The 24,737-nt window shown below is 34.1% G+C and carries 21 protein-coding genes and 1 riboswitch; of the genes, 13 read left to right on the top strand and 8 right to left on the bottom strand.

What is annotated here, in order from left to right; genetic code table 11:
- The 9 genes from priA to DTUR_RS07445 are packed head-to-tail and all read left to right on the top strand — an operon-like array spanning position 1 to position 8,376.
- Positions 1 to 2,112 carry a replication restart helicase PriA gene (gene priA / locus DTUR_RS07485; RefSeq protein WP_012583793.1) on the top strand — a complete coding sequence of 704 codons (2,112 nt, stop codon included), beginning with the start codon at positions 1 to 3 and terminating at the stop codon, positions 2,110 to 2,112.
- Positions 2,113 to 2,122: 10 nt separating this feature from the next.
- Positions 2,123 to 2,584 (top strand): peptide deformylase, encoded by a 462-nt coding sequence (gene def / locus DTUR_RS07480; RefSeq protein ID WP_012583792.1) that lies wholly within the window; start codon positions 2,123 to 2,125, stop codon positions 2,582 to 2,584.
- Entirely contained in the window at positions 2,581 to 3,525 is a 945-nt protein-coding gene (gene fmt, locus DTUR_RS07475) for a methionyl-tRNA formyltransferase (protein ID WP_012583791.1), read from the top strand. Before def ends, fmt begins: the two co-directional genes overlap by 4 nt.
- A 15-nt stretch (positions 3,526 to 3,540) precedes the next feature.
- A complete protein-coding gene (locus DTUR_RS07470; protein ID WP_012583790.1) occupies positions 3,541 to 4,230 on the top strand; it encodes a zinc metallopeptidase in 690 nt (229 codons plus the stop codon).
- The gene (gene rsmB / locus DTUR_RS07465; RefSeq protein ID WP_012583789.1) at positions 4,230 to 5,522 is read left to right on the top strand and encodes a 16S rRNA (cytosine(967)-C(5))-methyltransferase RsmB; all 1,293 of its coding nucleotides are present in this window, start codon (positions 4,230 to 4,232) and stop codon (positions 5,520 to 5,522) included. The genes DTUR_RS07470 and rsmB overlap by 1 nt, the downstream gene beginning before the upstream one ends.
- Positions 5,515 to 6,561 (top strand): dual-specificity RNA methyltransferase RlmN, encoded by a 1,047-nt coding sequence (gene rlmN / locus DTUR_RS07460; protein ID WP_012583788.1) that lies wholly within the window; start codon positions 5,515 to 5,517, stop codon positions 6,559 to 6,561. Before rsmB ends, rlmN begins: the two co-directional genes overlap by 8 nt.
- Positions 6,558 to 7,121, top strand: coding sequence for a PASTA domain-containing protein (locus tag DTUR_RS07455; RefSeq protein ID WP_012583787.1), 564 nt, complete (start codon positions 6,558 to 6,560; stop codon positions 7,119 to 7,121). The genes rlmN and DTUR_RS07455 overlap by 4 nt, the downstream gene beginning before the upstream one ends.
- A 3-nt stretch (positions 7,122 to 7,124) precedes the next feature.
- Positions 7,125 to 7,787 (top strand): ribulose-phosphate 3-epimerase, encoded by a 663-nt coding sequence (rpe, locus tag DTUR_RS07450; RefSeq protein WP_012583786.1) that lies wholly within the window; start codon positions 7,125 to 7,127, stop codon positions 7,785 to 7,787.
- A 1-nt stretch (position 7,788) separates the two neighbouring features.
- Positions 7,789 to 8,376, top strand: a complete 588-nt coding sequence (locus tag DTUR_RS07445; protein WP_012583785.1) for a hypothetical protein — start codon at positions 7,789 to 7,791, stop codon at positions 8,374 to 8,376.
- Here the strand turns inward: DTUR_RS07445 and DTUR_RS07440 are convergent.
- The 8 genes from DTUR_RS07440 to DTUR_RS07405 all read right to left on the bottom strand — a co-directional run bounded on the left by DTUR_RS07440 (position 8,350) and on the right by DTUR_RS07405 (position 20,824).
- Entirely contained in the window at positions 8,350 to 9,132 is a 783-nt protein-coding gene (locus DTUR_RS07440; RefSeq protein WP_012583784.1) for an ABC transporter ATP-binding protein, read from the bottom strand. The genes DTUR_RS07445 and DTUR_RS07440 overlap by 27 nt on opposite strands.
- Positions 9,129 to 10,067 carry a FecCD family ABC transporter permease gene (locus tag DTUR_RS07435; RefSeq protein WP_012583783.1) on the bottom strand — a complete coding sequence of 313 codons (939 nt, stop codon included), beginning with the start codon at positions 10,065 to 10,067 and terminating at the stop codon, positions 9,129 to 9,131. The genes DTUR_RS07440 and DTUR_RS07435 overlap by 4 nt, the downstream gene beginning before the upstream one ends.
- The gene (locus DTUR_RS07430) at positions 10,067 to 10,969 is read right to left on the bottom strand and encodes an ABC transporter substrate-binding protein (RefSeq protein ID WP_012583782.1); all 903 of its coding nucleotides are present in this window, start codon (positions 10,967 to 10,969) and stop codon (positions 10,067 to 10,069) included. Before DTUR_RS07430 ends, DTUR_RS07435 begins: the two co-directional genes overlap by 1 nt.
- A gap of 23 nt (positions 10,970 to 10,992) precedes the next feature.
- A complete protein-coding gene (ileS, locus tag DTUR_RS07425) occupies positions 10,993 to 13,920 on the bottom strand; it encodes an isoleucine--tRNA ligase (protein ID WP_012583781.1) in 2,928 nt (975 codons plus the stop codon).
- Between the two features lie 141 nt (positions 13,921 to 14,061).
- Positions 14,062 to 16,053, bottom strand: coding sequence for a sodium-translocating pyrophosphatase (locus DTUR_RS07420; RefSeq protein ID WP_012583780.1), 1,992 nt, complete (start codon positions 16,051 to 16,053; stop codon positions 14,062 to 14,064).
- Positions 16,054 to 16,126: 73 nt separating this feature from the next.
- Positions 16,127 to 18,610, bottom strand: a complete 2,484-nt coding sequence (locus tag DTUR_RS07415; protein ID WP_012583779.1) for a mannose-1-phosphate guanyltransferase — start codon at positions 18,608 to 18,610, stop codon at positions 16,127 to 16,129.
- Positions 18,611 to 18,629: 19 nt separating this feature from the next.
- Entirely contained in the window at positions 18,630 to 20,240 is a 1,611-nt protein-coding gene (locus DTUR_RS07410; RefSeq protein ID WP_012583778.1) for a glycosyltransferase, read from the bottom strand.
- Positions 20,237 to 20,824, bottom strand: coding sequence for a phosphoribosyltransferase (locus DTUR_RS07405; RefSeq protein ID WP_012583777.1), 588 nt, complete (start codon positions 20,822 to 20,824; stop codon positions 20,237 to 20,239). The genes DTUR_RS07410 and DTUR_RS07405 overlap by 4 nt, the downstream gene beginning before the upstream one ends.
- A 148-nt stretch (positions 20,825 to 20,972) precedes the next feature.
- Here DTUR_RS07405 and eno point away from each other — a divergent pair, with 148 nt between their 5' ends.
- From eno to purQ, 4 genes are all read left to right on the top strand, one after another.
- Entirely contained in the window at positions 20,973 to 22,247 is a 1,275-nt protein-coding gene (eno, locus tag DTUR_RS07400; RefSeq protein ID WP_012583776.1) for a phosphopyruvate hydratase, read from the top strand.
- A gap of 2 nt (positions 22,248 to 22,249) precedes the next feature.
- Positions 22,250 to 22,351: riboswitch (purine riboswitch) on the top strand.
- A 133-nt stretch (positions 22,352 to 22,484) separates the two neighbouring features.
- Positions 22,485 to 23,792 (top strand): adenylosuccinate lyase, encoded by a 1,308-nt coding sequence (gene purB / locus DTUR_RS07395; protein ID WP_012583775.1) that lies wholly within the window; start codon positions 22,485 to 22,487, stop codon positions 23,790 to 23,792.
- A 19-nt stretch (positions 23,793 to 23,811) separates the two neighbouring features.
- A complete protein-coding gene (gene purS, locus DTUR_RS07390) occupies positions 23,812 to 24,063 on the top strand; it encodes a phosphoribosylformylglycinamidine synthase subunit PurS (protein ID WP_012583774.1) in 252 nt (83 codons plus the stop codon).
- Positions 24,063 to 24,716: a phosphoribosylformylglycinamidine synthase subunit PurQ gene (purQ, locus tag DTUR_RS07385; protein WP_012583773.1), complete on the top strand. Its 654-nt coding sequence runs from the start codon at positions 24,063 to 24,065 to the stop codon at positions 24,714 to 24,716. The genes purS and purQ overlap by 1 nt, the downstream gene beginning before the upstream one ends.
- Positions 24,717 to 24,737 lie beyond the last annotated feature (21 nt).

Here is a 24,737-nt window from a genome sequence, read left to right as displayed (position 1 = left end):
GTGAAAGCGAGTAAAGTAGTACTTTTTGACACATATATTCCAGAAAAGGATTTTTTGTATTACTCTATTCCTGATGAATTTATTTCATTAGTTGATATTGGAAAGGCGGTTATTGTACCTCTTAAAAAATCCAAGAAATTAGGGTATATTTGGGATATTGTAGAAATTGAAGATCCTAAATTTGAGGTGTATCCAATTCTTAGCGTATTAGAAAATATACCGCCTATTTCTAAATCTCTTATAACTCTTGTGAATTGGATAAGCAATTATTATTCTAACTCCCTATATAAAACTGCAAATTATATATTTCCATCAGGTGTTGAATTAGAAATTGATCGTTATTTAAAAGCAAAAGATGTGGCGGTAGATATGTCTAAGAAACAGGAAAAAGTATTTTTGGCTTTAGTTGAAAGTGAGATAGAGGAAAAAAAATTAAAGAAAGAGTTAAAAATTTCTGAAAATATTATAAAAAGTCTACTTAAGAAAGGAGCTATTGAGGAAAGATTTGAAATAAAACTGAAGGAGAAAAAGCCAAGAAAACATGTGTATTTGAGTGAAAAGAAGGGGGATTCGTGGGGAAGTTTTCTTATAGAGAGGAAAATTCTGGATTTAATGCAAAAACCTCTTCTTTTATTTGTTGAAGCAAGAGAGGAAAGGTGGAAGATTTATCATGAGATAATGAAACATATTTATCAAAAAGGGAAAAGTGTGCTTTTTGTTTTTCCTACTATCAAAAGTTTGATTCAATTTGGAGATTTTCTCTCTCAATATGTACCTTTTTCTATATATTTTTATCACAGTTTTCTTACTGAGGCTCAGGCTTATTCTGTTTTTAAGACCACTAATACGGAGCAATCTGTGGTTTTAAGTACAAGTAAAGGTCTATTTTTGCCCTTTAAAGACCTTGGATTGATAATAGTAGATCAGGAAGAAAATGAATTTTACAATATGCGTGAGAAGGAACCAAGATATGATACAGTAGTTGTGGCCTTAAAAAGGGCTCAGTTAGAGGGAATACCTATAGTCTTAGGTAGTAGTTCTCCTTCAATAGCATCCTTTTATAGAGCTATAAATTATAAGGATTTGGAGCTTTACAGAAAACCTCTCTTAAATAGACCTCAGATTACAGTAGTTGATTTGAGAAGAGAAAAAACCCATGATATCCTTGATTTTTATTCTTTAAGAAAGACCGAGGAAAACCTCAAGAATAAAAAAAAGGTTTTTATCTTATTGAATAGGCTTGGATATTCTCCCTATGTTCAATGTCAGGATTGTGGTTACATATTTATGTGTCCTCATTGTAAATCTTCACTTGTTTATCACTTAGAGGAAAGAATTATGAAGTGTCACTATTGTGGGTTTGAGATGTTGCCTCCTGAAAGATGTCCAGTTTGTGAAGGATACAGTTTTATACAAAGCGGAATCGGGACGGAAAAATTGTATCGCTATATTGTCAATACGTATAGATGGGCAAAAGTCTTAAGGGTTGACAGTGAGATAGAATTACAAGATGAGACTTTGATTCATGAAGCGGATATAATAGTAGGTACAAGGTTGATAGAACCTTGGCTTGACGATAATGGAATTGGGCTTTTGATTATATATAATTTAGATAATTTCTTGCATATTCCTGATTTTGCAAGTCCTGAAAAGACTTTCAATATGATGAAGAGAATAGTTGGTATGTATAAAGGAAAAGAGATAATAATTAGAACTTATAATCCTTCTCATTATGTAGTGAAAGCTTTAAAAATCAATTCCTTTGGGGATTTTCTGAATAGAGAACTTTCTAATAGGAAGTCTTTGAATTATCCTCCTTTTTCTAAGATTCATCAAATACTTCTGGAGGATATAGATGAGAGGGAGATATTAGAAGAAGGAGGTAGGATTGTTGAGGAGATAAGGAGTAATTTTGTTACTTTGGATGTTCTTGGACCTGCACCATATTTTCCTTATTTTATTAGGGATAAATACAGATATCAGATTATAATAAAAGATAAGGAAGGTTTAATAGATGGTGCTTTTTTGCGAGGGATATGTGAAAAAAGTAAAGCTCCATTTTCAAACTTGAGATTTATAATTAATATAGATATGGAAGAAATTCTAACATGAGGTGAAGGATATGATTATGGAGATAAGAAAAATAGGTGATCCAATTTTAAAAATTAAGGCAAAAAAGGTAGAAAAAATTGATGAAAAAGTCAAAAATTTAGTTAGAGACATGATAGAAACAATGAAATTTTCTAATGGGGTTGGGTTGGCAGCCCCTCAGGTGGGAGAAAGTCTAAGAATTATTGTGGTGGATTACGAAGAAAATCCTATAGCTTTTATTAATCCAGAGATTTTAGAAATGGATGGTGAAGTTCTGGATTATGAGGGATGCTTAAGTGTTCCTGGAGTTGAGGTACCTATAAAAAGGGCTGAAAGAATAATTTTTAAAGCACAGGATCTACAGGGAAGGACAAAAAGATATAAAGCAAAAGGTCTTCTTGCAAGAGTGATTCAGCATGAAGTTGATCATCTTGAAGGAATATTAATTTTAGATAGAGCTGTGGAAGAATCTACTTTAGCGGAGGAGAAATGAGAATTATATATTTTGGGACTCCCGAATTTTCAAGAATAATTCTGGAAAGGATATCTCCCTATCTTAATATAATTGCTGTGGTAACTCAACCTGATAAGCCAAAAGGAAGAGGCAAAAGAATAATGTGTTCTCCTGTAAAGGATTTTGCTATTTCTAAGGGTATTCCTGTATATCAGCCAGAAAAGCTTAAAGGAAACAAGGAATTTTTTGAAATTATTAGAAGCTTAAATCCTGAAGCTTTAGTTGTAGCTTCTTATGGCAAGATCATTCCTGAAGATATTCTGAATATTCCTCCATATGGCGGAATAAACGTACATGCTTCTGTTCTTCCTAAGTATCGTGGTGCTGCTCCTATAGAAAGAGCAATAATGAATTGTGAAAAGGAAACAGGGGTATCTATAATGAAGATGGAAAGAGGTCTTGATACTGGTCCTGTTTACGCTATAAGAAAAATTCCGATACTTCCTGATGATAACAGAGGTACTCTTTCAATAAAACTTGCCCATTTAGGTGCAGAACTTTTGCTTGAGGTTTTGCCTCTTATAAAAGACGGAAAACTTAGTCCAGTACCTCAAGAAGAATCCTTAGCAACTTACGCACCTAAATTAAGTAAAGAAGAGGAGATAATAGATTGGAATATGAGGGGCGAGAAGATATGGTGTCAAATAAGAGCTCTTTCTCCTGAACCTGGAGCTATGACTTTTTTTAGGGGTAAGATTTTAAAGATATTTAAGGCAGATTTCGAAGAAAAAATTTTTAATGAGGAGATAATAAATGGTACAATAATTGAGCAGAATAAAAAAAGAGGTATAGGAGTCAAAGTAAATAATGGAATATTATGGCTTCTGGAACTTCAGCCAGAGGGTAAGAAGAGAATGAGCTTCTTGGAATTTATGAACGGATACCGTTTAAATATTGGTGAAAGATTTGAAAATAGTTAGGGAGGTGAATATACTATGTTATTTTGGTGGGATCCTACCTATATTTTACTTTTGCCTGCTTTAATTCTCTCCATATATGCAAGTATGAAAGTGAGGTCCACCTTTGCATACTACTCTGAGATACCTAATTCTCGTAGGCTTACAGGAAGGGAAGCTGCAGAAATAATCTTAAGAAGTATAGGATTAGATAATGTTAGAATAGAACCTATTCCAGGGACTTTAACTGATCATTATGACCCTACCACAAAGGTTTTGAGACTTTCTGAACCTGTGTATTCAGAGCCGTCAGTTGCAGCTCTTGGAGTTGCGGCTCACGAGATTGGACATGCAATACAACATGCTACAGGTTATTACGCTTTGGCTTTAAGATCCTCTCTCGTACCTGTGGCTAATATTGGTACTAATCTTGCTTTTCCATTGTTCTTTTTAGGATTTATATTTGGAAGTTCAAGCTTAATGAATATAGGTATTTTAGCTTTTTCATTGGCTGTTTTGTTTTATTTAATAACTCTTCCTGTAGAAATTAATGCTAGTAAGAGAGCTCAAGAAGTTTTACTATCTCTTGGTCTTGTTACTCAAAGAGAGGCTGAAGGGGTAAAAAAGGTATTAAATGCAGCTGCTCTTACGTATCTTGCTGCTGCTTTGACAGCATTATTAAATCTACTTCGTTTGATACTTCTTGCAAATATGAGAAGAAGAGACTAATGGAAGTAAGATTAAGAGCTGCAGAAATTCTGTATGACTTGGAGAGGAGGGAAGCTTATTTAAATATTCTTTTAAGGAATAGGCTTCCCTTTTATGACTTATCTTTAAAAGAGAAGCATTTCATTACTGAACTTGTTTATGGGGTAACTCGATGGAAAATAACTCTTGATTATATATGGTCAAGATTTGTAAGAAGAGATAACCTTAGCCTTTTTAGTAAAGTCCTTTTGAGATTAGTGGTATATCATGTTTACTTTTTAAAAGATACTATTTTGCCTGTTGCTGTTAATGAGATTGTAGAAATAGCTAAAAAAAAGGTTCCTAAGGAAGCAAAATTAATAAATGCGGTTTCAAGAAATATAATAAGAGAGAAAAATAATTTGAATTTAAATTCTATCCCTCTCCATATCCGTTATGGGGTTCCAGATTTTATTTTGGAGGAATGGTTTGATTATATAGGTAGAGGGGAGGCTGTAAAGGCTTTAAGTTGGTTAAATAGAAGTCATAACGTTTCTATAAGAGTTAATACTTTAAAAATTTCTAAAAAAGATTTAAAGGAAAAACTGTTGGAAAGAAGGATTAAGTTCAAAGATGGTAATCTTGTAGATCAGGCCCTCATAATTGAGGATGGCTTTGATTTTGAGAGATCTGATCTATTTAATGAAGGTTATTTTGTGATTCAAAGTGAGGCATCTATGTTGCCTGCATTAATTTTAAATCCTAAACCAGGAAATAGAGTGATTGATCTTTGTTCTGCTCCAGGATTAAAAAGTACCCATTTAGCAGAATTGATGAAGAATCAGGGTAAAATTATCTCAGTAGATATTAACAAGAACAGATTGAGGTTGGTAGAAGAAAATGCTAAAAGACTTGGAATTTCAATAATTGAGACTTTCTCTCAAGATGTCTTAAACTTGCCCTCCTCCTTGGATAGATCTTTTGATAGAGTACTTTTAGATGCTCCATGCTCTGGTTTAGGGGTGATAAGTCATAAACCTGAAATAAAATGGAGATTGAAAAGAGATGATATTTATAATCTTTCTGAGATGCAGGTGAAGATGCTTGAAAGGGCAGGAAAACTGCTTAAGAGAGAAGGAAGGATGGTGTATAGCACCTGTACTATTACCTGGCATGAGAATGAAAGTGTATTGCTACAATTTTTACAGAGAAATCCTGAATTTAAGTTAGTTAACTTTAAGTATAAAGGAGAACTTTTTCCAGGAATAATGAAGGTACTTCCTCATAAGTATAATACTGACGGATTTTTTATTGCGTTAATAGGTTATGAATAACATTCTTTCCTTTGAAATAAATGAAATAAGAAATATATTGCAAGGATGGGGAGAGCCCTCTTATAGGGCTGATCAAATTTTTGATTGGATTTATAAGAAGTTAGTTTTAAACCCCTTGGATATGACTAATCTTTCTAAAACTTTGAGACAAAAACTTTTAGAATATTTTTCTTTTCAAATTCCTAAAGTTGTTAGGATCACTGGAGATGGAAACACTAAAAAATATTTATTAGAACTTGAGGACGGAGAGAATATTGAGACAGTGCTTATCTCTCATAAGAATAGAAATACAGTGTGTGTTTCAGTTCAGGTAGGTTGTCCTATAGGTTGTAAATTTTGTGCTACTGGGCTTATTGGGCTTAAAAGAAATTTAGAGACTCATGAGATTATAGGTCAATTAATGGTAATTCAAGAAGATTTAGAGAAAAAGGAAGAAAAAATTTCTAATGTGGTTTACATGGGTATGGGAGAGCCTCTTGCAAATTATGATAATGTGATTAAGTCTATAAGAATTATAAAGGAAGAATGGGGCTTTAATATAGGATCAAAACATATAACCTTATCCACTATTGGGATAATTCCTAAGATATATCAATTAGCGGAAGAGAATCTAAAAATTAGGCTTGCTATATCTCTTCATGCTTCTAATAATGAATTAAGGAGTAAAATTATACCAATAAATAAGGAGTATCCTATTGAAGAACTCTTGGAAAGCGCCTTTTATTATGCTGAAAAGACTGGGAGAAGGGTAACCTTTGAATATGTTTTAATAAAGAATTTTAATGATAGAAGAGAAGATGCTAAGGAACTTGTAAGGCTTTTGAAAGGTAAACCTGCTCATGTAAATCTTATACCGTGGAATAAAGTTAGAGAGTATCCTTGGGAGACCTCTGATCTAAAAGATATATTTAGATTTAAGGAAATTCTTGCTAATAGTGGTATTAATGTTACTCTAAGAATTTCCTATGGTAGTAAAATAAAAGCAGGGTGTGGTCAGCTTAGAGCTTTGTATTTGAAAAATAAAGGGGAAACAATATGAGAAAGTGGGAAATATTTAAGAAAATTTCTATAAGAGAATTAATTCTATATTTACTTATTTTTGTAAACTTTGCTGTTTTAGTTTTTTTAATTTTCTTTTTGCAGAAGTCTATAAACAGCAATCCTAATTTGGTTTTCCCACCCGATGTTCGGGGCAAAAATTTAGTAGAGGCTACTGATATTTTGGCAAAAAATAATTTCAAAGTAGTCATAGGAGGAATTTTAATTGATAAAAATAAAGACCCACTTATGGTGTTAGATCAAAACCCTTTAAATACAAAAGTACCTTTAGGAAGCATAATATTTCTTTGGATAAATATGCCTCAAATTGTTAAGATTCCTGACCTAATACACAAGGATACAGGGGAAGCACGAAATATTCTTGAGAAGTTAGGACTAAGAGTAGAAATTATTAATGGAGAAAATGGCTATATTGTAAGGCAAATACCTGAATCAGGCTTTTTTATAGAGAAAAATGCTACAGTTATTCTTTATTCTTATACACCTCAGGAACCTACTTATACCTCTTACACCACAGAGCCTTATACAGGGGGACAATAAAAAATGGAGATAAAAGTTTATCCTTCCCTTCTTTCTGCGGATCTTCTTAATATGGAGAGGTCAATAGAGATAGTAAAAGATCTTTCTGATGCTCTTCATGTAGATATCATGGATGGACATTTTGTCCCTAATTTGAGTTATGGACCTTCCTTAGTAAAAGCTTTAAGAAATAGGTACAGCATTCCATTAAATGTGCATTTAATGGTGGAAAAACCCGAGAATTTTGTGGATATGTTTATAGAAGCTGGAGCAAGTCACCTTGGTTTTCATGTTGAAGCTACCCACCATCCTCAAAGACTCTTAAAGTACATAAGAGATCATAATATTCGTCCTTTTATTACTTTAAATCCTGCGACTCCTTTAAATACCATAGAGTATCTATTAGGAGAGTTGGATATGGTGTTAATCATGACTGTAAATCCTGGCTATGGAGGACAGGAATTTTTGCATTTCTCTTTAAAAAAAATAAAATCTCTTAGAGAGATGGCTGTTAAAGAAGGAATTAACCTTGACATTATGGTAGATGGAGGTATAGATCTTCATACTGCTCCCTTAGTGATAGAGGCAGGAGCTAACGTATTAATTAGTGGTAATAGTATATTTAATTCGGAAAATCCAAGAGAAGTTATTATAAAGATGAAATCTATAAGATATAAGGAGGTGTAGAATGGGATTGGTATATCAGCCCTGGTTTATTCCTATAACTATAATTTTCTTTATAATTTTAAGAAGTTATTTAGAAAAAAAAGAAGAATTACATTATCAGGAGGATGCTAAGAAGTATATAAAAGTAGAGGGAAGCGAAGAAGTTGTTCCTCCTTGGCGAAAGCAGGGAGAGAAAAAGGCAGAAAAGCCTAAGAGAGGTTTTGGTTTTTGGCTTTTAAACATCATATTGATACTTTATGTTCTTTTTGTATGGGTGCTTACAAGATATCATGGCTTCAGCAAAGAGGTGTATGAAATAATCGCAGGGTTTACTATAGCCCTTTATTTCTTCTATTTGGATATTCCTGGGTATATAAGTAATATCTGGACTTACAGAGAATATCCGGGAAGTGTAAAAGGCGAGATAACCTTAAGCAAGCATTTTATTTACTCTTCAAAGAAGAATGAAGCAAAGATATTCTTAATAATTTCATTTTTCTATTATCTTATGACTTTGTCCAATATTATTTTGGGAGCTATTTTTGCTCTTATTATAAGGGTCTGGTTTATTGATAGAAGACTATCAAAGATCAGTCTTCCCGATTGGTAACGTTGTGGGAAGGAAGAATTTTTTCCCTTCAAAATTTATCTCGGTATATTTTACATGAAAAATTTCTTCTAAAAGTGCTTTAGAAAGTACTTTATTGGTTTCTCCATAAGTTATTAATCTTCCATTTTTAATTGCGAGAATATGATCAGAATAAATGGAAGCCATATTTATATCATGGAGGCTTGAAATAACGAGGATTTTTGAACTAAGTTTTTTTACAAAATTTAAAAAAAGTATTTGATAAAAGGGATCTAAACTGTTGGTTGGTTCATCGAGGAGTAAAATACGAGGATTCTGCGCTAATACTCTCGCAAGTAAAACTCTTTGTTGTTCTCCTCCTGAAAGCTCGGCCAATTTTTTCTTTCTAAGGTGCATGGTATTAGTAATATTTAAGCTCTCATTAATCTTGTTTATGTCTTCTTTACTCAAAGGTCTCCAATAGGGATGATGAGGGTACCTTCCTAAGGAGACATATTCTTCCACCGCAAGATTTATCTCAAAAAAAGGTTTTTGGGGTAGTAGAGCTATTTTTTTTCCTATTTCTTCTTGTTTAATATATTTTAGGTTTTGATCTTCAATAAAGATTTCTCCTTTTGTGGGCTCTATATACTTAATTAGTAATCTAAAAAGTGTAGTTTTTCCAGCGCCATTGGGACCTATGATTCCTACGAATCCTTGATTTGGAGTTTCCCAATAAAAATCTTTTATAACGATCTTATTTTTATATCCAGCAGAAACGTTTATAAATTTAATCATTTTTTTCTGATTAGGAGATACATAAAAAATGGAACTCCTAAAAAAGAGGTAATGATACCCACAGGAATTTCGGTAGGATAAAAAAGTATCCTCGATAATATATCTGAAGCAAGAAGTAAATTTGCGCCAGCAAGAAAACTTGATGGTATCAACCATTTATAATCAGAGGTTTCCCATACTCTCATTAAGTGGGGGGCTATAAGTCCTACAAATCCGATACTTCCAGATACAGCTACCGATGGAGATATAAGAAAAGAGAGAAGTATTATTATAAGAGGTTGATATTTTCTTAGCGAAAAACCTAAGCTGTACATTTCTTCTTCGCTTAAGAATAATAAGTTAAATTTATTTCTCCATAAGAAAGCCCATAGAATTCCAATATTAGAGTAAGAAGCTAACAAACAAAAATGGTTCCAGGTTTTACCATTAAATCCCCCAAGGAGCCAAAAGTAAACTCCCTGAAAGGTTTTTTGTTTTAAAAAGAGTATTAAAGCAATAACAGATGAAAGGAGAGAGTTTAATGAAATTCCAAGGAGAATCAAAGTATATGATGATTGGAATTTTTTGTTTAACAAAATAAGTAAAATAAGCACTATTACGGAACCTGTTATAGCAAACAATGGAGTCAATAAAGGATCAATATCCCATGTGCTTCCAGAAAGAATAAAATATAAAGTTGCTCCCAATAAGGCTCCCGAAGAAAGGCCAATTATGTGGGGTTCTGCTAAAGGATTATGAAAAAGACTTTGCAAGATTGCCCCAGCAAGTCCTAAGTTCCCACCTACCAAAGTTGAAAGAAGAGTCCGGGGGAGTCTTATGTTCCATATTATCTTTCCCCGGACTTCATCTGAGAGTTTTTTAACTCCTCCTACATAAACTGATAAGAATGTTAAGATTATAAGAACTGCAGATAAAAGTGCAATTTTTAGTCTCATCAATTTAGATTAGGATAAACTATCTTAAATAATTCCTTCAAGCCTTCTGCAAGTCTTGGTCCTGGTCTAAAAACAAGATCGTCATTGATTAAGTAAACTCTTTTATTTTTAGCTGCATTTGTTTCTCTTAGTAAAGGGTGATTTAATATGGAATTAATTGAAATTCCTGACATCTCCCCTATAATTATCAGGTCAGGGTTTTTAGAAACGATAAATTCTATGCTCAGTACGGGATATTCTGGTTCTTTATTTTCAACAATATTGATGGCTTTAAGCTTCTTTATAAGGTCCCCTAAAAAGGTTGATGGAGAAACAGAAATAAAGGGATCATTCCACACAAGGAATAAAATTTTGGGGGATTTTTTTATAGAAATGGTCTTTTTTTGAATTTCTAGCCATGTCTTAAGCATGTTGTTATAGACTCTTCTTGCTTCCTCTTCCTTTCCTACAGCTTTTCCTATTAAAATTATATTCTTCATCACATCCTCGTATGTTTTAGGGTCTAATACAATAAAATTGGTATCAGGTAAATTCTTTTCAAGTTGAATAAATACCTCCTTGGGAAAACTCTTATAAAGAACTACAAGATCGGGTTTTAAGGAAATAATCTTTTCTACATTAGGGTTACTAAATCCTCCAACTTTTTCTTTAGTTAAAGCTTCCTTAGGATAGTTACAAAAATCTGTCACTCCGATGACTTTGTCTCCTGCACCTATGGAAAATAAAATTTCCGTAGAGGATGGAGCAAGAGATATGATTCTTTCTGGGTATTTATTTATAACTATGGTTCTTCCTAAATCATCTTTTAAAGTAATAGGGAGGGTTTTAGAAAAAGAAATGGAAAAGATAAATATTAAAATTACTATTGAAATTATTAATTTTAAGGCTCTCTTTTTAAACATAAACCATCACCCCCTATTAAGATTCATGCCTTTTCAAAGCCCACTGTTAATTCTTCATCATATACTTTGATGTTTTTCTTGTATGCGGAGTCTGGTATATTTCCTTCTTTGATCTCTATAGCTAAAATTTCTTCAGCAAATTCTTCCTTATTATTTTCTATAATATTTTTTATCCTTTGAGAACCTTCATAGTAGAATTTTATTCTGTCGGTATAATCTAATTTGGCTTCTTTTCTTAACATTTGAATTTTGTGCTCTAATTCTCTTAAGATACCTTTGTTTAATAGTTCCTCAGTCAGTTTTGTGTCAAGTTCAATTTCAAAAGCGTCTTCTTTATGATAGAGTACTCCCTCTTTACTTTCAGCACTTCCCATAATCACTTCCTCAACGTTTAATTCTTGTTGTACATACTTTTTAAGAGCTTCTATGTCCTTTTCCAACTTAGGATCAACTTTTATCCATATTTTAGATAGAGGTTGTCTAATCTTTATGTTAGCTTGATTTCTTAGCATTCTTCCTGCTGTTACAATCTCTTTTATAATTTCCATGTTTTCTTCAAGGGTAGTATCAATTAATTCTTTTGCTTCCTCAGGATAGTCACATAGATGGACACTTTCTGGTGAGTTTTTTTCGGCTACTCTTACTATTTCTTGGTAAATCTTTTCAGCAGTAAATGGAATAAAAGGAGCTATTAATTTAGAAAGTTCTTTTATTACAGTGTAAGTAACAGTATAAGCAGTCCATTTATCTTTGTCCTTTTCAGACTTCCAAAATCTTTCTCTATTAAGGCGGATATACCAATTACTCAGATCATCAATAACAAAGGACTGAATTGATCTTGCTGCTTGGGTTGCATTGAAATTTTCCATATCATTTTTCACTTTTACAATTAATGAGTTTAAACGTGAGATGATCCATTTGTCAGAATGATCTTCGAGTTCATTGAAAGGTACAAAATGGGAATTGGGATCAAAGCCATCAATTTCCGCATAAATAGAGAAGAAAGATACAGTATTCCACAAAGTTAATAGGAATTTTTTAAGAGCTTCATTTACAGCGTCAGGTGCAAACCTTAGTGGTACCCATGGTGGGCTTACTGTAAAGATATACCATCTAAGAGCGTCAGCTCCATATTTGTTCAGAATTATCCATGGATCTACTACGTTTCCTTTGTGTTTGCTCATTTTTTCGCCTTTTTCATCAAGAACTAATTCGGTAACAAGTACATTTTTGTAAGCTGGTTCATTAAATACAAGGGTTGAGATAGCAAGTAAACTGTAGAACCATCCTCTTGTTTGATCTATAGCCTCACATATAAAGTCAGCGGGAAAGGATGCTTTGAATTCCTCTTGGTTTTCAAAAGGATAGTGCCATTGGGCTACAGGCATTGCTCCTGAATCAAACCAGCAGTCAATAACCTCGGGAACTCTGTGCATAGTCCCTCCACATTTAGGACATTTAAGGGTAATCTGATCTATATATGGTTTATGAGGATCAAAATTCTTAGTATCAGTAATACCTAATTCTTCATAACTTCCAATACATTCTTCGTGGCCACAAGAGTCACATACCCAGATAGGAAGGGGTGTACCCCAATATCTTTCCCTTGATAATGCCCAATCAATATTGTTAGCAAGCCAGTTTCCAAATCTTCCCTCCTTTATATGTTCTGGATACCAATTTATTTTTCTATTGTTATTGAGTAGATCTTCCTTTATAGCTGTGGTTTTTATATACCATGAAGATCTTGCATAATATATAAGAGGAGTGTCACATCTCCAACAGAAAGGATAAGTATGGGTATACTTTTCTTCTTTAAGTAAGAGATTTCTCTCTTTTAAATACTCAATTATTAGAGGATCTGCCTTTTTTATGAACATTCCTGCCCAAGGCTTTATTTCTTTTATAAATTTACCATTTTGATCTACGGGCTGTAAGAAAGGAAGGTCGTACTTTTTACCTAATTGGAAGTCTTCATCTCCAAAAGCTGGAGCAATGTGTACAATTCCTGTTCCATCCTCTAATGTGACAAAATCACCTAAGACCACGTAGTAAGCATCTTTATCTACAGGAAGGAAAGTAAATAGTGGTTCATAGTAAGCTTTTTCTATTTCTTTTCCCTTTTTCTTTTCTACAATTTCATAGGTTCCTTCTTCGAATATGTAGGGAAGCCTTTTTTCAGCAAGAATGTAATACTCATTATTATGTTTAACTTTTACATACTCTTCTTCAGGATGGACTGCAAGGGCTACATTAGAGATTAAAGTCCAAGGGGTAGTGGTCCATGCAAGAAAATATGTATTTTCCTGATCTTTAACTCTAAATTTTACAAAAATAGATGGGTCTTCTGTCTCTTTATAACCTTGAGCCACCTCGTGATCTGAAAGAGCTGTCTCACACCTTGGACACCAAGGAACTATTTTATAGCCTTTATATAAAAGTCCTTTTTCCCATATTTTTTTAATAAGCCACCAAACCGATTCTATATAGTCATTACTTAGAGTAATATAGGGATTGTCCATGTCTATCCAAAAGCCAATTCTTTCTGTAAATCTTCTCCACTCTCTCTCGTATCTAAACACACTTTCCTTGCATTTTTTATTGAATTCTTCTACCCCATATTTTTCTATATCTTGCTTGCTATTAAGACCAAGTTCTTTTTCTACTTCTAACTCTACAGGCAGACCATGGGTATCCCATCCTGCTTTTCTTGGCACATAATATCCTTGCATAGTCTTATAGCGAGGGAAAAGATCTTTATATATTCTGGGTAAAACGTGTCCAGCATGTGGTTTTCCATTAGCAGTAGGAGGTCCTTCATAAAAATTGAATCTTGGAGAACCTTTTCTTATTTCTAAAGACTTCTTAAAAGTATCGTTATCTTTCCAGAATTTTAATATTTCTTCTTCCATCTCTGGGAAGTTTATTAGCGACGGTAATTTCTTAAACAAAATATCCCTCCTTCCAAATCTTAAAGCTCTCAATTTAGGTTTAAGTATATTACAAAAAGAACCTATGTCAAGTTTTATAAGTTTCTAAAAATAAAAAAGGTGAGGGATAAGTAATCCCTCACCTTTTTTATCTAGTATAGTTTAATGGAAGAATATAGGGAGGAATACTAAGGAGATTACAGACATAAGCTTAATCAAGATGTTTATGGAAGGACCAGCTGTATCTTTGAAAGGATCCCCTACAGTATCTCCTACCACTGCTGCTTTATGAGCATCAGATCCTTTTCCACCGAATTTACCATGTTCTATGAGTTTCTTAGCATTATCCCATGCCCCACCTGCATTTGCCATAAATATAGCGAGTAAGCCACCTGATATGGTTGCACCTGTTAACATTCCACCAAGAGCTTCTTTTCCAAAGATAAAAGCAATTACAAAAGGCGAGAGAATCATAATTAAACTTGGGAGAACCATGGCTTTTAATGCTCCTTTTGTACTTATGTCTACACACCTTGCATAGTCTGGTTCTGCTTTTCCTTCGAGTAGACCTTTTATTTCCCTAAATTGTCTTCTTACCTCTTCTACCATATGAGTTGCTGCCTCACCCACAGCCTTAAGAGCTAAAGATGAGAATAAGAAAGGAAGCATACCTCCAATAAGAGCACCTGCAAGAACACTTGCTTTAGAGATATCAATATAACTTATTCCTGCCCATTCTTTAAATGCAGCAAACAAAGATAGAGCTGTGAGTATTGCAGATCCAATGGCGAATCCTTTCCCCATTGCTGCAGTTGTGTTTCCATAGGCATCAAGAGAACTTGTTATTTCTCTTACTCTTTCTCCTTGATGAGCCATTTCAGCTATACCTGAGGCATTATCTGCAATAGGTCCATAGGCGTCAACAGATAATGTAATGCCTAAGGTTGCAAGCATTCCAACACCTGCTATTGCTACACCCCACATACCATTGGCAATGTAGGATAAATAAGTTCCAATGGCAAGGATAACAATAGTTAAGAAAGTGCTTTCCATTCCAACAGAAAGACCTGTAATGATATTAGTAGCTGGACCTGTAGTGCTTGCATAAGCAATTCTTTCAATAGGCTTATTAGAAGTGTAATACTCGCTTATTAGTCCTATCCCAATTCCTGCAAGAATACCTATCAGAGATGCCCAGAAAGGACCTGAATTCCCTACCAAACTTAGGGAAAGGAAATAGGACCCAACTATAGTTATCCCTGCAGAAAGGAAGGTTCCATTCCTCAATGCACTGGCTGGATCAGCATTCTTTCTTGATGCATAAACTTTTGTAAATATTATCCCAATAATGGATGCATATAAGCCTATTACTGCTAAGAGGAAGGGGAAGAGTAAGCCTTTTAAGTCTGCATATGCAAATCCTAATACAGCCCCCGCATGAATAGCACCTACGTAAGACTCGTAGAGATCTGCCCCCATTCCTGCCACATCTCCTACATTATCTCCCACATTATCTGCTATGACCGCTGGATTTCTTGGATCATCTTCTGGAATTCCTGCCTCAACTTTACCTACCAAGTCAGCTCCCACATCAGCAGCTTTGGTATAAATACCACCACCTACACGGGCAAAGAGAGCAATAAAACTTGCCCCTAAAGCATATCCACTGATGATCTCAAGTTTTAACCTTGGATCGGGCATAAATCTACTTAAGATCAGGTATATTAAGCTTGATCCAAAGATTCCTAAACTTGCCTCCATAAGTCCCATAACAGATCCGCCAGAGAAGGCAATATCTAATGCTCTTCCAGTACCATATTTAGCTGCGGCATAAGTGGTTCTACCATTGGCTCTTGTAGCAATTTTCATTCCAATGTATCCTGTTAACATCGAGAAAGATGCACCTATAACAAAGGAAAGCCCTAAAAGAGGTTGTAAGACTATAGCCATAAAGATTCCAAATAAGATTACGAAAATTGATACAGTTCTAATTTCACGATTTAAGAACGCATCTGCTCCCTGTTGTATTGCTTTCATGATCTTTTTTATTTCTTCTGGTCCTTCTTCTTCTCTTAAAATTCCGCGAGCAATGAAATAAGCAGTGATAAAACCAATGAAACCTGAAAGGGGAACAATCCAGAGTAGATTTTGCATTTTTCAACCTCCCTCTTAAAAAGAATTCTCCTTAGTTTATAATAAGTTTAAACATATTAATGTCAAGTTAAAATTAGTTTAAAATGGAATTAAGTTCTTTAATAATATTCGTAAATTCTTCTAACAAATCTTGTGCCTCTTTAAGGGTAGAAGATTCGGCATAAACTATAAAGGAAGAGTCTTCAGGATGGGGCAAAATTAAGACCCAAGAATGGTCAAAATAAATTTTTATTCCATCAATATAATCAATTTGTTTTTCAGCAAATTTTTCTATAAGTTTTCTCATTATTTTGCCTTTATTTTCCCAGAAGCAATCTACAGTACCACTGACTTTATAGTACTTAGGAACAGTGTTAACTATTTCCGTTATAGTTATGTTAACCATAGAAAATAGTTCGAGGAATTTTATTAAGGCAAAAATTCCATCAAACGATAGTTGAAATTCAGGGAAGATAAATCCATCTTCACTTGCACCAAATCTTGCCTCAGATCTTAATATGGTTTTTGTAAGTTCTGATGGGGATGTTTTACTTCGTATTATGCTTCCTCCTAAGATTTCGGCTACTTTTTCTACCGCTTTTGATACGGTTACTGGTATTACAATTTGTGACTTGGGATCTCTTTTTAAAATCAAGTAAGTTATTAATGAAATTAAATCATCCTTTGCTATAATCTTACCCTCGTTGGTTATTAGAGAAAAACCTTCACTGTCATTATTTATGATAATCCCAAAATCAGCTCCTATAGATTGAGTTATTTTTAATACTTCTTCTTCAGGTACTAAAAATCTTTTAGTCTCTTCTCCGTATAGGTTTAAAGATATATTTTCTATTCCCAGTCGTGAAAATACATTGGGCAAAAATAAAGAGGAACTATTACCTTGGTAATCTATTACAATTTTGAAGTCTTTTTTTCTAATCAATGATATGTCTACTCTGTTAAGTAGACCTTCCACATAATATTCAATTATATGAGGGGGAAACCTAATGACTCCTATATCCTCAGTATAAGTTCTTCGAAAATCTTCACGGAAAAATATGTTCTCTATTTTTCTTTCAGTATTTTTATCTATATTTGTACCCTTTTTATCTAAGAACTCTATTAGTATTTTTTCAGAATTATATGGAGAAATTCTTATGTGCACCCCAGCGATGGCGTGAAGGTTTTCTATGGAATATCTAGATACAGGTATAGGGAGAGTTCTTATATCAAAAACATTTACTCCTGTGGAAAGTATACCTGTTAATATTGCTCTTTTAATCATTCTACAAGCAGGCTTCTCATCTCTACTCATTACTACGAAAGAGTTCTTTGGAAGAATAGTTCCGAAAGCTGCTCCAATCTTGGTAGCAATTTCTGGAGTTATATCAATATTTATTTTGCCTGAAATGCCTCTATATCCAAATAAAGATTTTCTCCATTGGCTTCCCCAAATTATGCTGTTGTTGACAATGGTCCCTGTTTCAACGGTTTTATTGGGCCATATTTTGACCCCACTGTTTATAAATACCCTTTCTCCAATAGTTGTGTTATCACCTATAGTTACACCTTCCTCAATTTTTGTTGCAGTTTTGATGTTGCATTTGCTTCCTATTATGGAGGAAAAAATTGTAACCTTTTTGCCTATATAGGTATTATTAAAAACTACACACCTTTGGAGCTTAGCTTCGTTATCTATATAAACAGAATCTCCAATTATTGTAGGTCCTAATACAGTTACATTATTGTTAATTTTTGTGAATTGTCCTATATATACAGGGGGTCTTATGAAAGCTGAAGGATCAATTTCTACGTCTTCGTTTGTGTAAATACCAGGTAAAATTTCCCTTCCTGGAATTTTAATTTTTACTTTCTTGTTTAGAACATCAAAATTTGCTTGTAAAAATTGTTCTAAATTACCTATATCGCACCAATATCCTTGTGCTAAATACCCATATATAGGAGCACCCTTCTCAAGCAACATTGGAAATAAGTCTTTACTGAAATCAAAAGGTTGATTTTCAGGAATATAATCTAACACTTCTGGCTCAAGAATATAGATTCCTGTATTTACATTATCACTAAACACCTCTCCCCAACTTGGTTTTTCAAGAAATTTTATTATTCTTCCATCTTCGTTAATTATCACTACTCCATACTCTAAAGGGTTCTCTACACTTGTAAGTACAACTGTAACTAGTGCTTCTTTTTCTTCGTGAAATTTTATTGCTTCATTGAGATTAAAATCGGTAAGAGCATCTCCACTTATTATTAATATTCTTTCCTTGGGTTTATTTTTTAAAGCGTACTTCACACTACCTGCTGTTCCAAGAGGAGATTCTTCTATAGAATAATCCAGATTTACATTCCAATTTGAACCGTCAGCAAAATACTCTTGAATTATCTCAGGAAGATAATATAAAGTAGCTGTTAGCTCCCTAAATCCTTGTTCCGAAAGAAGATTAATTATGTGCTCCATTATGGGCTTACCTACCACATAGGTCATAGGTTTTGGTCGAGTTATAGTAAGCGGTCTTAATCTGGTACCTTCACCCCCAGCCATTATTACGGCTCTCATTTTAAAGTAAAAACCTCCTTTACCAATCAGTTTTTAAATATTCTTGGTAAACATTAAAATACAGATTTTTAGTTTCTTGTGCTATTTTATCCCAGAGATATTTTTCTCTTACTTTTTGTACTGCATTATTTTTAATTACCTGGATCTGCTCCTCATTGGTTAAAGTAAATATTATTTTTTCTGCTAAGTCATAAACATTTTTTGGTTCAAAAAGAATTCCATCTTTTCCGTCTTCAATTATTTCAGAAAAACCCCCAACCCTACTTGCTATTACAGGCTTTCCAAGAGCCATAGCTTCTAAGGCTACAATTCCAAATGGCTCGTAAATGCTTGGAAATACACATATGTCAGCGGTATGTAGCAAAGCATTTCTTAAATTATCATCTATAAATCCAGTAAATATAGTTTTTTCAATTATTCCTAAGTATTTAGCTTCTTCTATAAGACTACCAAGTTGAGGACCTGTACCTACAAATATAAATTTTACATTTTGAATTCTATTGAGAACTATAGGGATTGCCCTTAAGAGATATTCGGCACCTTTTTGGGGATGCATTCGCCCAATAAAGAGGATAATTTTTTCTTTATTTGGAGCATATATATTTTTTATTTCTTCAATATTGAGATTTGTCTTTAGGTTTTCTATATCTATCCCGTTAGGAAGCACGATTATTTTATCCTCAGGAAGATTGAAAAGTTTTTTTACTTCCTCCCTCATATTAAGACTACAGACAATAACCTTCCAAGATTCGTAAGTAAGCCACCATTCTACGTTGTGAATAAACCTTTGCTCGTCAGTATATATACCTTGGTTTCTGCCATACTCTGTGGCATGTATAGTGGAGATTAGAGGTTTTTTTAAAGAATGCTTTAGAGTATAAGCAGAAAAAGTAGTAAGCCAATCATGGGAGTGGATAATATCCACAGATTCCTTTGAGTTTATCTCCATAGCTTTAACAATCATGGATATATTAAGAAGATAGATCCATGATATAAAATTATAAGAATCAATTAATTTTTCAGGCACCCTATATACGGACAAGTTATCAAAATGCTCTTCAAAAGGGACATTTGGAGCTTCACAGGTTATGACGGATACTTTTACATTTTGTTTCGCTAAATGTCTACTTAGGTCATGGACATGTCTACTTAGTCCGCCTACAATTCTTGGAGGATATTCCCATGTTAACATTAGAACATGTAGTTTTTTTTCGTTATTTTTTATGAGGTATAATTCATAGGCCCTTTTTAGGATCTCTTTTTCTTGATTAAAAGTGAGAAAATTATGAGCTTCCTGGAAATTAAAAAATCTTCCGTCAGAAAAGATGCCTTCTTCTACTTTAATACTATCTTCTTCCGTTTCCATTAAGAACCATATTACTGTTTTTTCTTCATCGGGATGCTTTTCGGTAGCGGGAGCAAAATAATGGGTTTTTCCAACGTAATCTATGATTTTTACATTTAAGCCTGTTTCTTCTTTTGCCTCTCTTATGGCTGTGTCTTCAGGCTTTTCCTCATCTTCTACGTGACCTTTTGGAAGTACCCAGTTTCCATTTTTTCTTTTAAGGATTAATATTTTTTTTGAATTCTTGTTTATAATTACTCCTCCAGATGCTAATGCTTTCTTCATAATTCTTCTCCTGTGATATCTTTAAGAAATCTCTTAAGAAGGTCTTCAGGAAGTCCGGTTTTAAGAAGTTCCCTTAAAACATCTTTTGAATTTAGACCTTTTGACTTTAAGCTCTCATACATTTTATAGACAAATTCTTTTCTCTCCCAAGGAAAGACTATCCAGGCTTCAGTTTCGCTTATGTAAAAGTCAGGTTTCACTATAGACCATGGTTTGTAATAAATGGTAGCTATTTTTACTTGGGAGGCTCCACATTGTTCCAGATGTTCTCTTGCTACTTTAAGACTTTTTCCACTATCTGCTACATCATCGGTGATTAGTACTTTTCTACCTTCTACTATTGTGGAAATGGTTTGAGTTATTACAGGTCTATCTTTTGTTTCTCCTACTCCTCTATAAAAGTCAATCTTTAGGTTTGCAGTATAAGAATTACCAAGAAGGTCTGAAAGGATTCTTGCAGGTATCCAGCCTCCTCTTGCTATTCCTACGATTATTTCAGGTTCGTATTTTTGTTGCTTTATTCTATCTGAAAGATCAAGACATAGATTGTAAATTTCTTCCCAACTTGGTGCTATAAATTCCATCTTTTACCTCCTTTCAAAGTTTTGTATTAATTTTATTCTATCCTAATAAAAATGAATTTAAAAGAAATTTTAAAAAACAATTTTTTCTTTAATGTTATAATACTTTTGTAAGTTTATTTAAATGACAAACTCTTCAGGAGGTGTAAAGATGCCTGCGATTTTGGATGTTCATGGAAGAGAAGTATTAGATTCGAGGGGAAATCCCACTGTAGAGGCAGAAGTGTATTTGGAGGATGGATCAGTAGGTAGAGCAATTGTGCCTTCAGGAGCCTCCACTGGTAGTAGAGAGGCTCTTGAATTAAGAGATAATGATCCTAAGAGGTATAAAGGAAAAGGGGTACTGCAAGCTGTAAAAAATATCAATGAAATCATAGCTCAAGAATTAATAGGACTTGAGGCTCTTAATCAGTATACTGTAGATAAAACTATGCTTGAACTTGATGGAACTGAGAATAAGTCAAGGCTTGGTGCTAATGCCATTCTTGCTGTTTCCCTTGCTACAGCGAGGGCTGCTGCTGCATCCTTAGGAGTGCCTTTATATGTTTATCTTGGAGGCGTGCAAGCAAGAGAACTTCCTACTCCTCTAATGAACGTAATAAATGGTGGAAAGCATGCTGATAATCCTCTTGATTTTCAGGAATATATGATTGTTCCTCTTGCGTCTACTTTTAAGGAGTCTTTGAGATGGGCTGTTGAAGTATTCCATACTCTAAGGAGTATCTTAAAGAGCAAAGGACTCAATACTAATGTGGGAGATGAGGGAGGCTTTGCACCATATCTTGAAAAGAACGAAGACCCCCTTGCTATACTTGTAGAAGCAATACAGAAGGCAGGTTTTGAGCCTGGAAAAGATGTTGCATTAGCTTTAGATCTTGCTGCCAGTGAGTTTTATGAGGATGGGAAATATATCTTAAAGGCAGAGGGGAAAGAGTTAACTTCTGATGAAATGATTTCCTTATTGGAGTATCTCTGTGATAAGTATCCTATTGTCTCTATAGAAGATGGTCTATCGGAAAAAGATTGGGATGGTTGGAAGAAACTTACCGATAAATTGGGAAAGAGGGTGCAACTTGTAGGAGACGATATTTTTGTAACTAATCCCCAAATATTAGCTGAAGGGATTGAAAAAGGGATAGCGAATGCTATTCTTGTGAAGGTTAACCAAATAGGATCTCTTACTGAGACCTTAGACACTATAAGAATTGCTCATCAGGCAGGGTATAGGACTGTTATTTCCCATAGATCAGGAGAGACCGAGGATACCTTCATAGCAGACCTTGCTGTTGCAGTAAACAGCGGTCAGATAAAGACCGGATCCTTAAGTAGAACTGATAGAATTGCGAAATACAATCAACTTCTGAGAATAGAAGAAGATTTGGGTGAAGCAGCATTATACAGAGGAATATTGAATTTTAAGAGATAACTTAATATAATTGACTAAGATCTCGTATAATCCCGGGAATATGGCTCGGGAGTCTCTACCAGGCAACCGTAAATTGCCTGACTACGAGCGGAAGCGCTCCTCAGGGTCAAAAGATCCAAGCGGAGCGGGCAAGATTAAAGGTCTTGCTACACCGAAGGGATAAAAGCCCAGGCGGGTAGGTTCCCTCGTATGGAGAACCTATAAGCTTGGGCTTTTGTTTTTAAGGAGGTATGAAAAGTGTTATTAAGGTACAGTAGAAAAGAATTAAGAGAGATATGGTCAGACGAGCACAGGTATTTTTTGTGGTGGAAGGTGGAGGAGGCTGTTTTAGAGGCAAGAGCAAAATTTGGCGAAATTCCTTATGAAATTTTGAAAAAAATAAAAGAAAAAGCAAGATTTAGTGTTGAGGAGATAATAGAGATAGAAAAGGAAAACAACCACGAAATGATAGCATTTCTTACCAATGTTGCTCAGTATGTAGGAGAAGGCTCGGAGTATATCCATCAAGGATTGACTTCTTCTGATGTTATGGACACTGCTTTCTCTTTGCAGATTATTGAGGCGTTAAATCTTATAGAAGACGACTTAAAAAGGTTAATGGAGGAAATTAAGAAAAAAGCTATACAGTATAAAAACCTTCCAATGATGGGGAGAACTCATGGAATGCATGCAGAACCAATAACCCTTGGGTTTAAATTTTTAAGTTGGTGGTCGGAATTAAAGAGAGATTTAGAAAGATTAAGAGTAGCTAAGGAAAATATTAGTTTTGGGAAATTTTCTGGTGTAGTTGGTACTCTGGCTCATTTATCTCCAAAAATTGAAGAAGAAGCATGTAAAATCTTAGGACTGAAACCCGAACCTGTAGCAACTCAAGTTATACCAAGGGATCGACATGCAGAGGTGATTTATGCTCTTTCCATGATTGCTTCCACATGTGAAAGAATAGCCTTAGAAATACGACATCTTCAAAAAACTGAAGTGGGAGAATTGGAAGAACCTTTTAGGGAAAAGCAAAAAGGTTCCTCCGCTATGCCTCATAAAAGGAATCCTGTTCTTTCTGAGAGAATTTGTGGCCTTTCAAGGGTAATAAGAGGATATATAAATTCTGCTTTAGAAAACATACCGTTATGGCATGAAAGAGATATAAGTCATTCGTCGGTAGAAAGGGTTATTTTTCCTGATTCCACTTCTTTAACAGATTACATACTTAATCTCCTTATTGGAATTATTAATAATTTGAGGATAAATGAGGAGAGAATAAAAGAAAACATGTCAATGAATTATCGTATCTATTATTCTCAAAATCTTCTTTTAGCACTAACAGAAAAAGGAGTATTAAGAGATGTGGCATATGGGTGGGTCCAGGAAGATGCTTTTAGGGCTGTAGAACAGAAAAGGGATTTTATGGATATTGTTTTAGAGGACAATCGTATTAGAGAGTATTTGAGTGAGGAAGAAATTAAACAATGCTTTTCTCCAGAGGTTTTTCTCAAAAATATTGATGTGATTTTTGAAAGATCTGGAATATATAAACAAGAGGTTTAGATAAGGAGGATTTAAAAAGGTGAAAAAGTGGACAGTAATTTTAGAGATATTTTTGAAAGAGGGTATTTTTGATCCTCAAGGAAAGACGGTTAAAGATGCTCTCCATAATTTGGGTTTTAAGGAAGTGGAAGAGGTAAGAATAGGAAAAGTACTCAAGATAGATATCCTTGGAGAGAACAAGGAAGAGATTATTAGTAAGGTAAAAAAAATGAGTGAAATCTTTCTTGCAAATCCTGTTACTGAAGATTTTGTTATAAGGGTGGAAGAATGATGAGGGTTGGAGTTGTAGTTTTTCCAGGCACAAATTGTGATATGGATACTTATCATGCTTTGAGATTGGTAGGACATGATCCAGTCTATTTATGGCATAAAGAACACGATTTAAAAAATGTAGATGTAGTTATTCTTCCTGGCGGTTTTTCTTATGGGGATTATTTGAGGGCAGGAGCTATTGCGAGGTTTTCTCCTATAATGAATGAAATTATAGATTTTGCTAAAAAGGGTGGCTATGTATTGGGAATATGCAATGGTTTTCAAATTCTTCTTGAGGCTGGTCTTCTTCCTGGGGCTATGCTTCCTAATATTACTAATTCTTTTATATGTAAGGAAGTTTTCTTAGAGGTAATTAACAATAATACTCTGTTTTTAAAAAATTACAAAGTTGGTGAGATTCTTAAGATGCCCATAGCTCATAAAGAGGGAAGATATTACATCTCTAAAAGGGAACTTGAAGAATTAAAGGAAAATAACCAAATAGTGCTTAAATATTACGGTGAAAACCCTAATGGGTCTTTGGAGAATATTGCTGGTATTATAAATAAAAAAGGAAATGTTATGGGACTTATGCCTCATCCTGAGAGAGCTGTAGAAGAGATTCTTGGTAGCACCTCAGGTTTAAATCTATTTTTAACTTTATTAGAATAAAATTCAAGGAGTGATAAGAAA

It is taken from the genome of Dictyoglomus turgidum DSM 6724, from assembly GCF_000021645.1.
In the GTDB taxonomy this organism is placed as follows: domain Bacteria; phylum Dictyoglomota; class Dictyoglomia; order Dictyoglomales; family Dictyoglomaceae; genus Dictyoglomus; species Dictyoglomus turgidum.
Note: the sequence above shows the minus strand (reverse complement) of the source record. Positions and strands in the feature narration are given on the sequence as shown.

Bases quoted from the DNA above. Each gene is read 5' to 3' on its own strand.
- def (WP_012583792.1), top strand. From the start codon at position 2,123: ATGATTATGGAGATAAGAAAAATAGGTGATCCAATTTTAAAAATTAAG.
- fmt (WP_012583791.1), top strand. From the start codon at position 2,581: ATGAGAATTATATATTTTGGGACTCCCGAATTTTCAAGAATAATTCTG.
- DTUR_RS07470 (WP_012583790.1), top strand. From the start codon at position 3,541: ATGTTATTTTGGTGGGATCCTACCTATATTTTACTTTTGCCTGCTTTA.
- rsmB (WP_012583789.1), top strand. From the start codon at position 4,230: ATGGAAGTAAGATTAAGAGCTGCAGAAATTCTGTATGACTTGGAGAGG.
- rlmN (WP_012583788.1), top strand. From the start codon at position 5,515: ATGAATAACATTCTTTCCTTTGAAATAAATGAAATAAGAAATATATTG.
- DTUR_RS07455 (WP_012583787.1), top strand. From the start codon at position 6,558: ATGAGAAAGTGGGAAATATTTAAGAAAATTTCTATAAGAGAATTAATT.
- rpe (WP_012583786.1), top strand. From the start codon at position 7,125: ATGGAGATAAAAGTTTATCCTTCCCTTCTTTCTGCGGATCTTCTTAAT.
- DTUR_RS07445 (WP_012583785.1), top strand. From the start codon at position 7,789: ATGGGATTGGTATATCAGCCCTGGTTTATTCCTATAACTATAATTTTC.
- DTUR_RS07440 (WP_012583784.1), bottom strand. From the start codon at position 9,132: ATGATTAAATTTATAAACGTTTCTGCTGGATATAAAAATAAGATCGTT.
- DTUR_RS07435 (WP_012583783.1), bottom strand. From the start codon at position 10,067: ATGAGACTAAAAATTGCACTTTTATCTGCAGTTCTTATAATCTTAACA.
- DTUR_RS07430 (WP_012583782.1), bottom strand. From the start codon at position 10,969: ATGTTTAAAAAGAGAGCCTTAAAATTAATAATTTCAATAGTAATTTTA.
- DTUR_RS07420 (WP_012583780.1), bottom strand. From the start codon at position 16,053: ATGCAAAATCTACTCTGGATTGTTCCCCTTTCAGGTTTCATTGGTTTT.
- DTUR_RS07415 (WP_012583779.1), bottom strand. From the start codon at position 18,610: ATGAGAGCCGTAATAATGGCTGGGGGTGAAGGTACCAGATTAAGACCG.
- DTUR_RS07410 (WP_012583778.1), bottom strand. From the start codon at position 20,240: ATGAAGAAAGCATTAGCATCTGGAGGAGTAATTATAAACAAGAATTCA.
- DTUR_RS07405 (WP_012583777.1), bottom strand. From the start codon at position 20,824: ATGGAATTTATAGCACCAAGTTGGGAAGAAATTTACAATCTATGTCTT.
- eno (WP_012583776.1), top strand. From the start codon at position 20,973: ATGCCTGCGATTTTGGATGTTCATGGAAGAGAAGTATTAGATTCGAGG.
- purQ (WP_012583773.1), top strand. From the start codon at position 24,063: ATGAGGGTTGGAGTTGTAGTTTTTCCAGGCACAAATTGTGATATGGAT.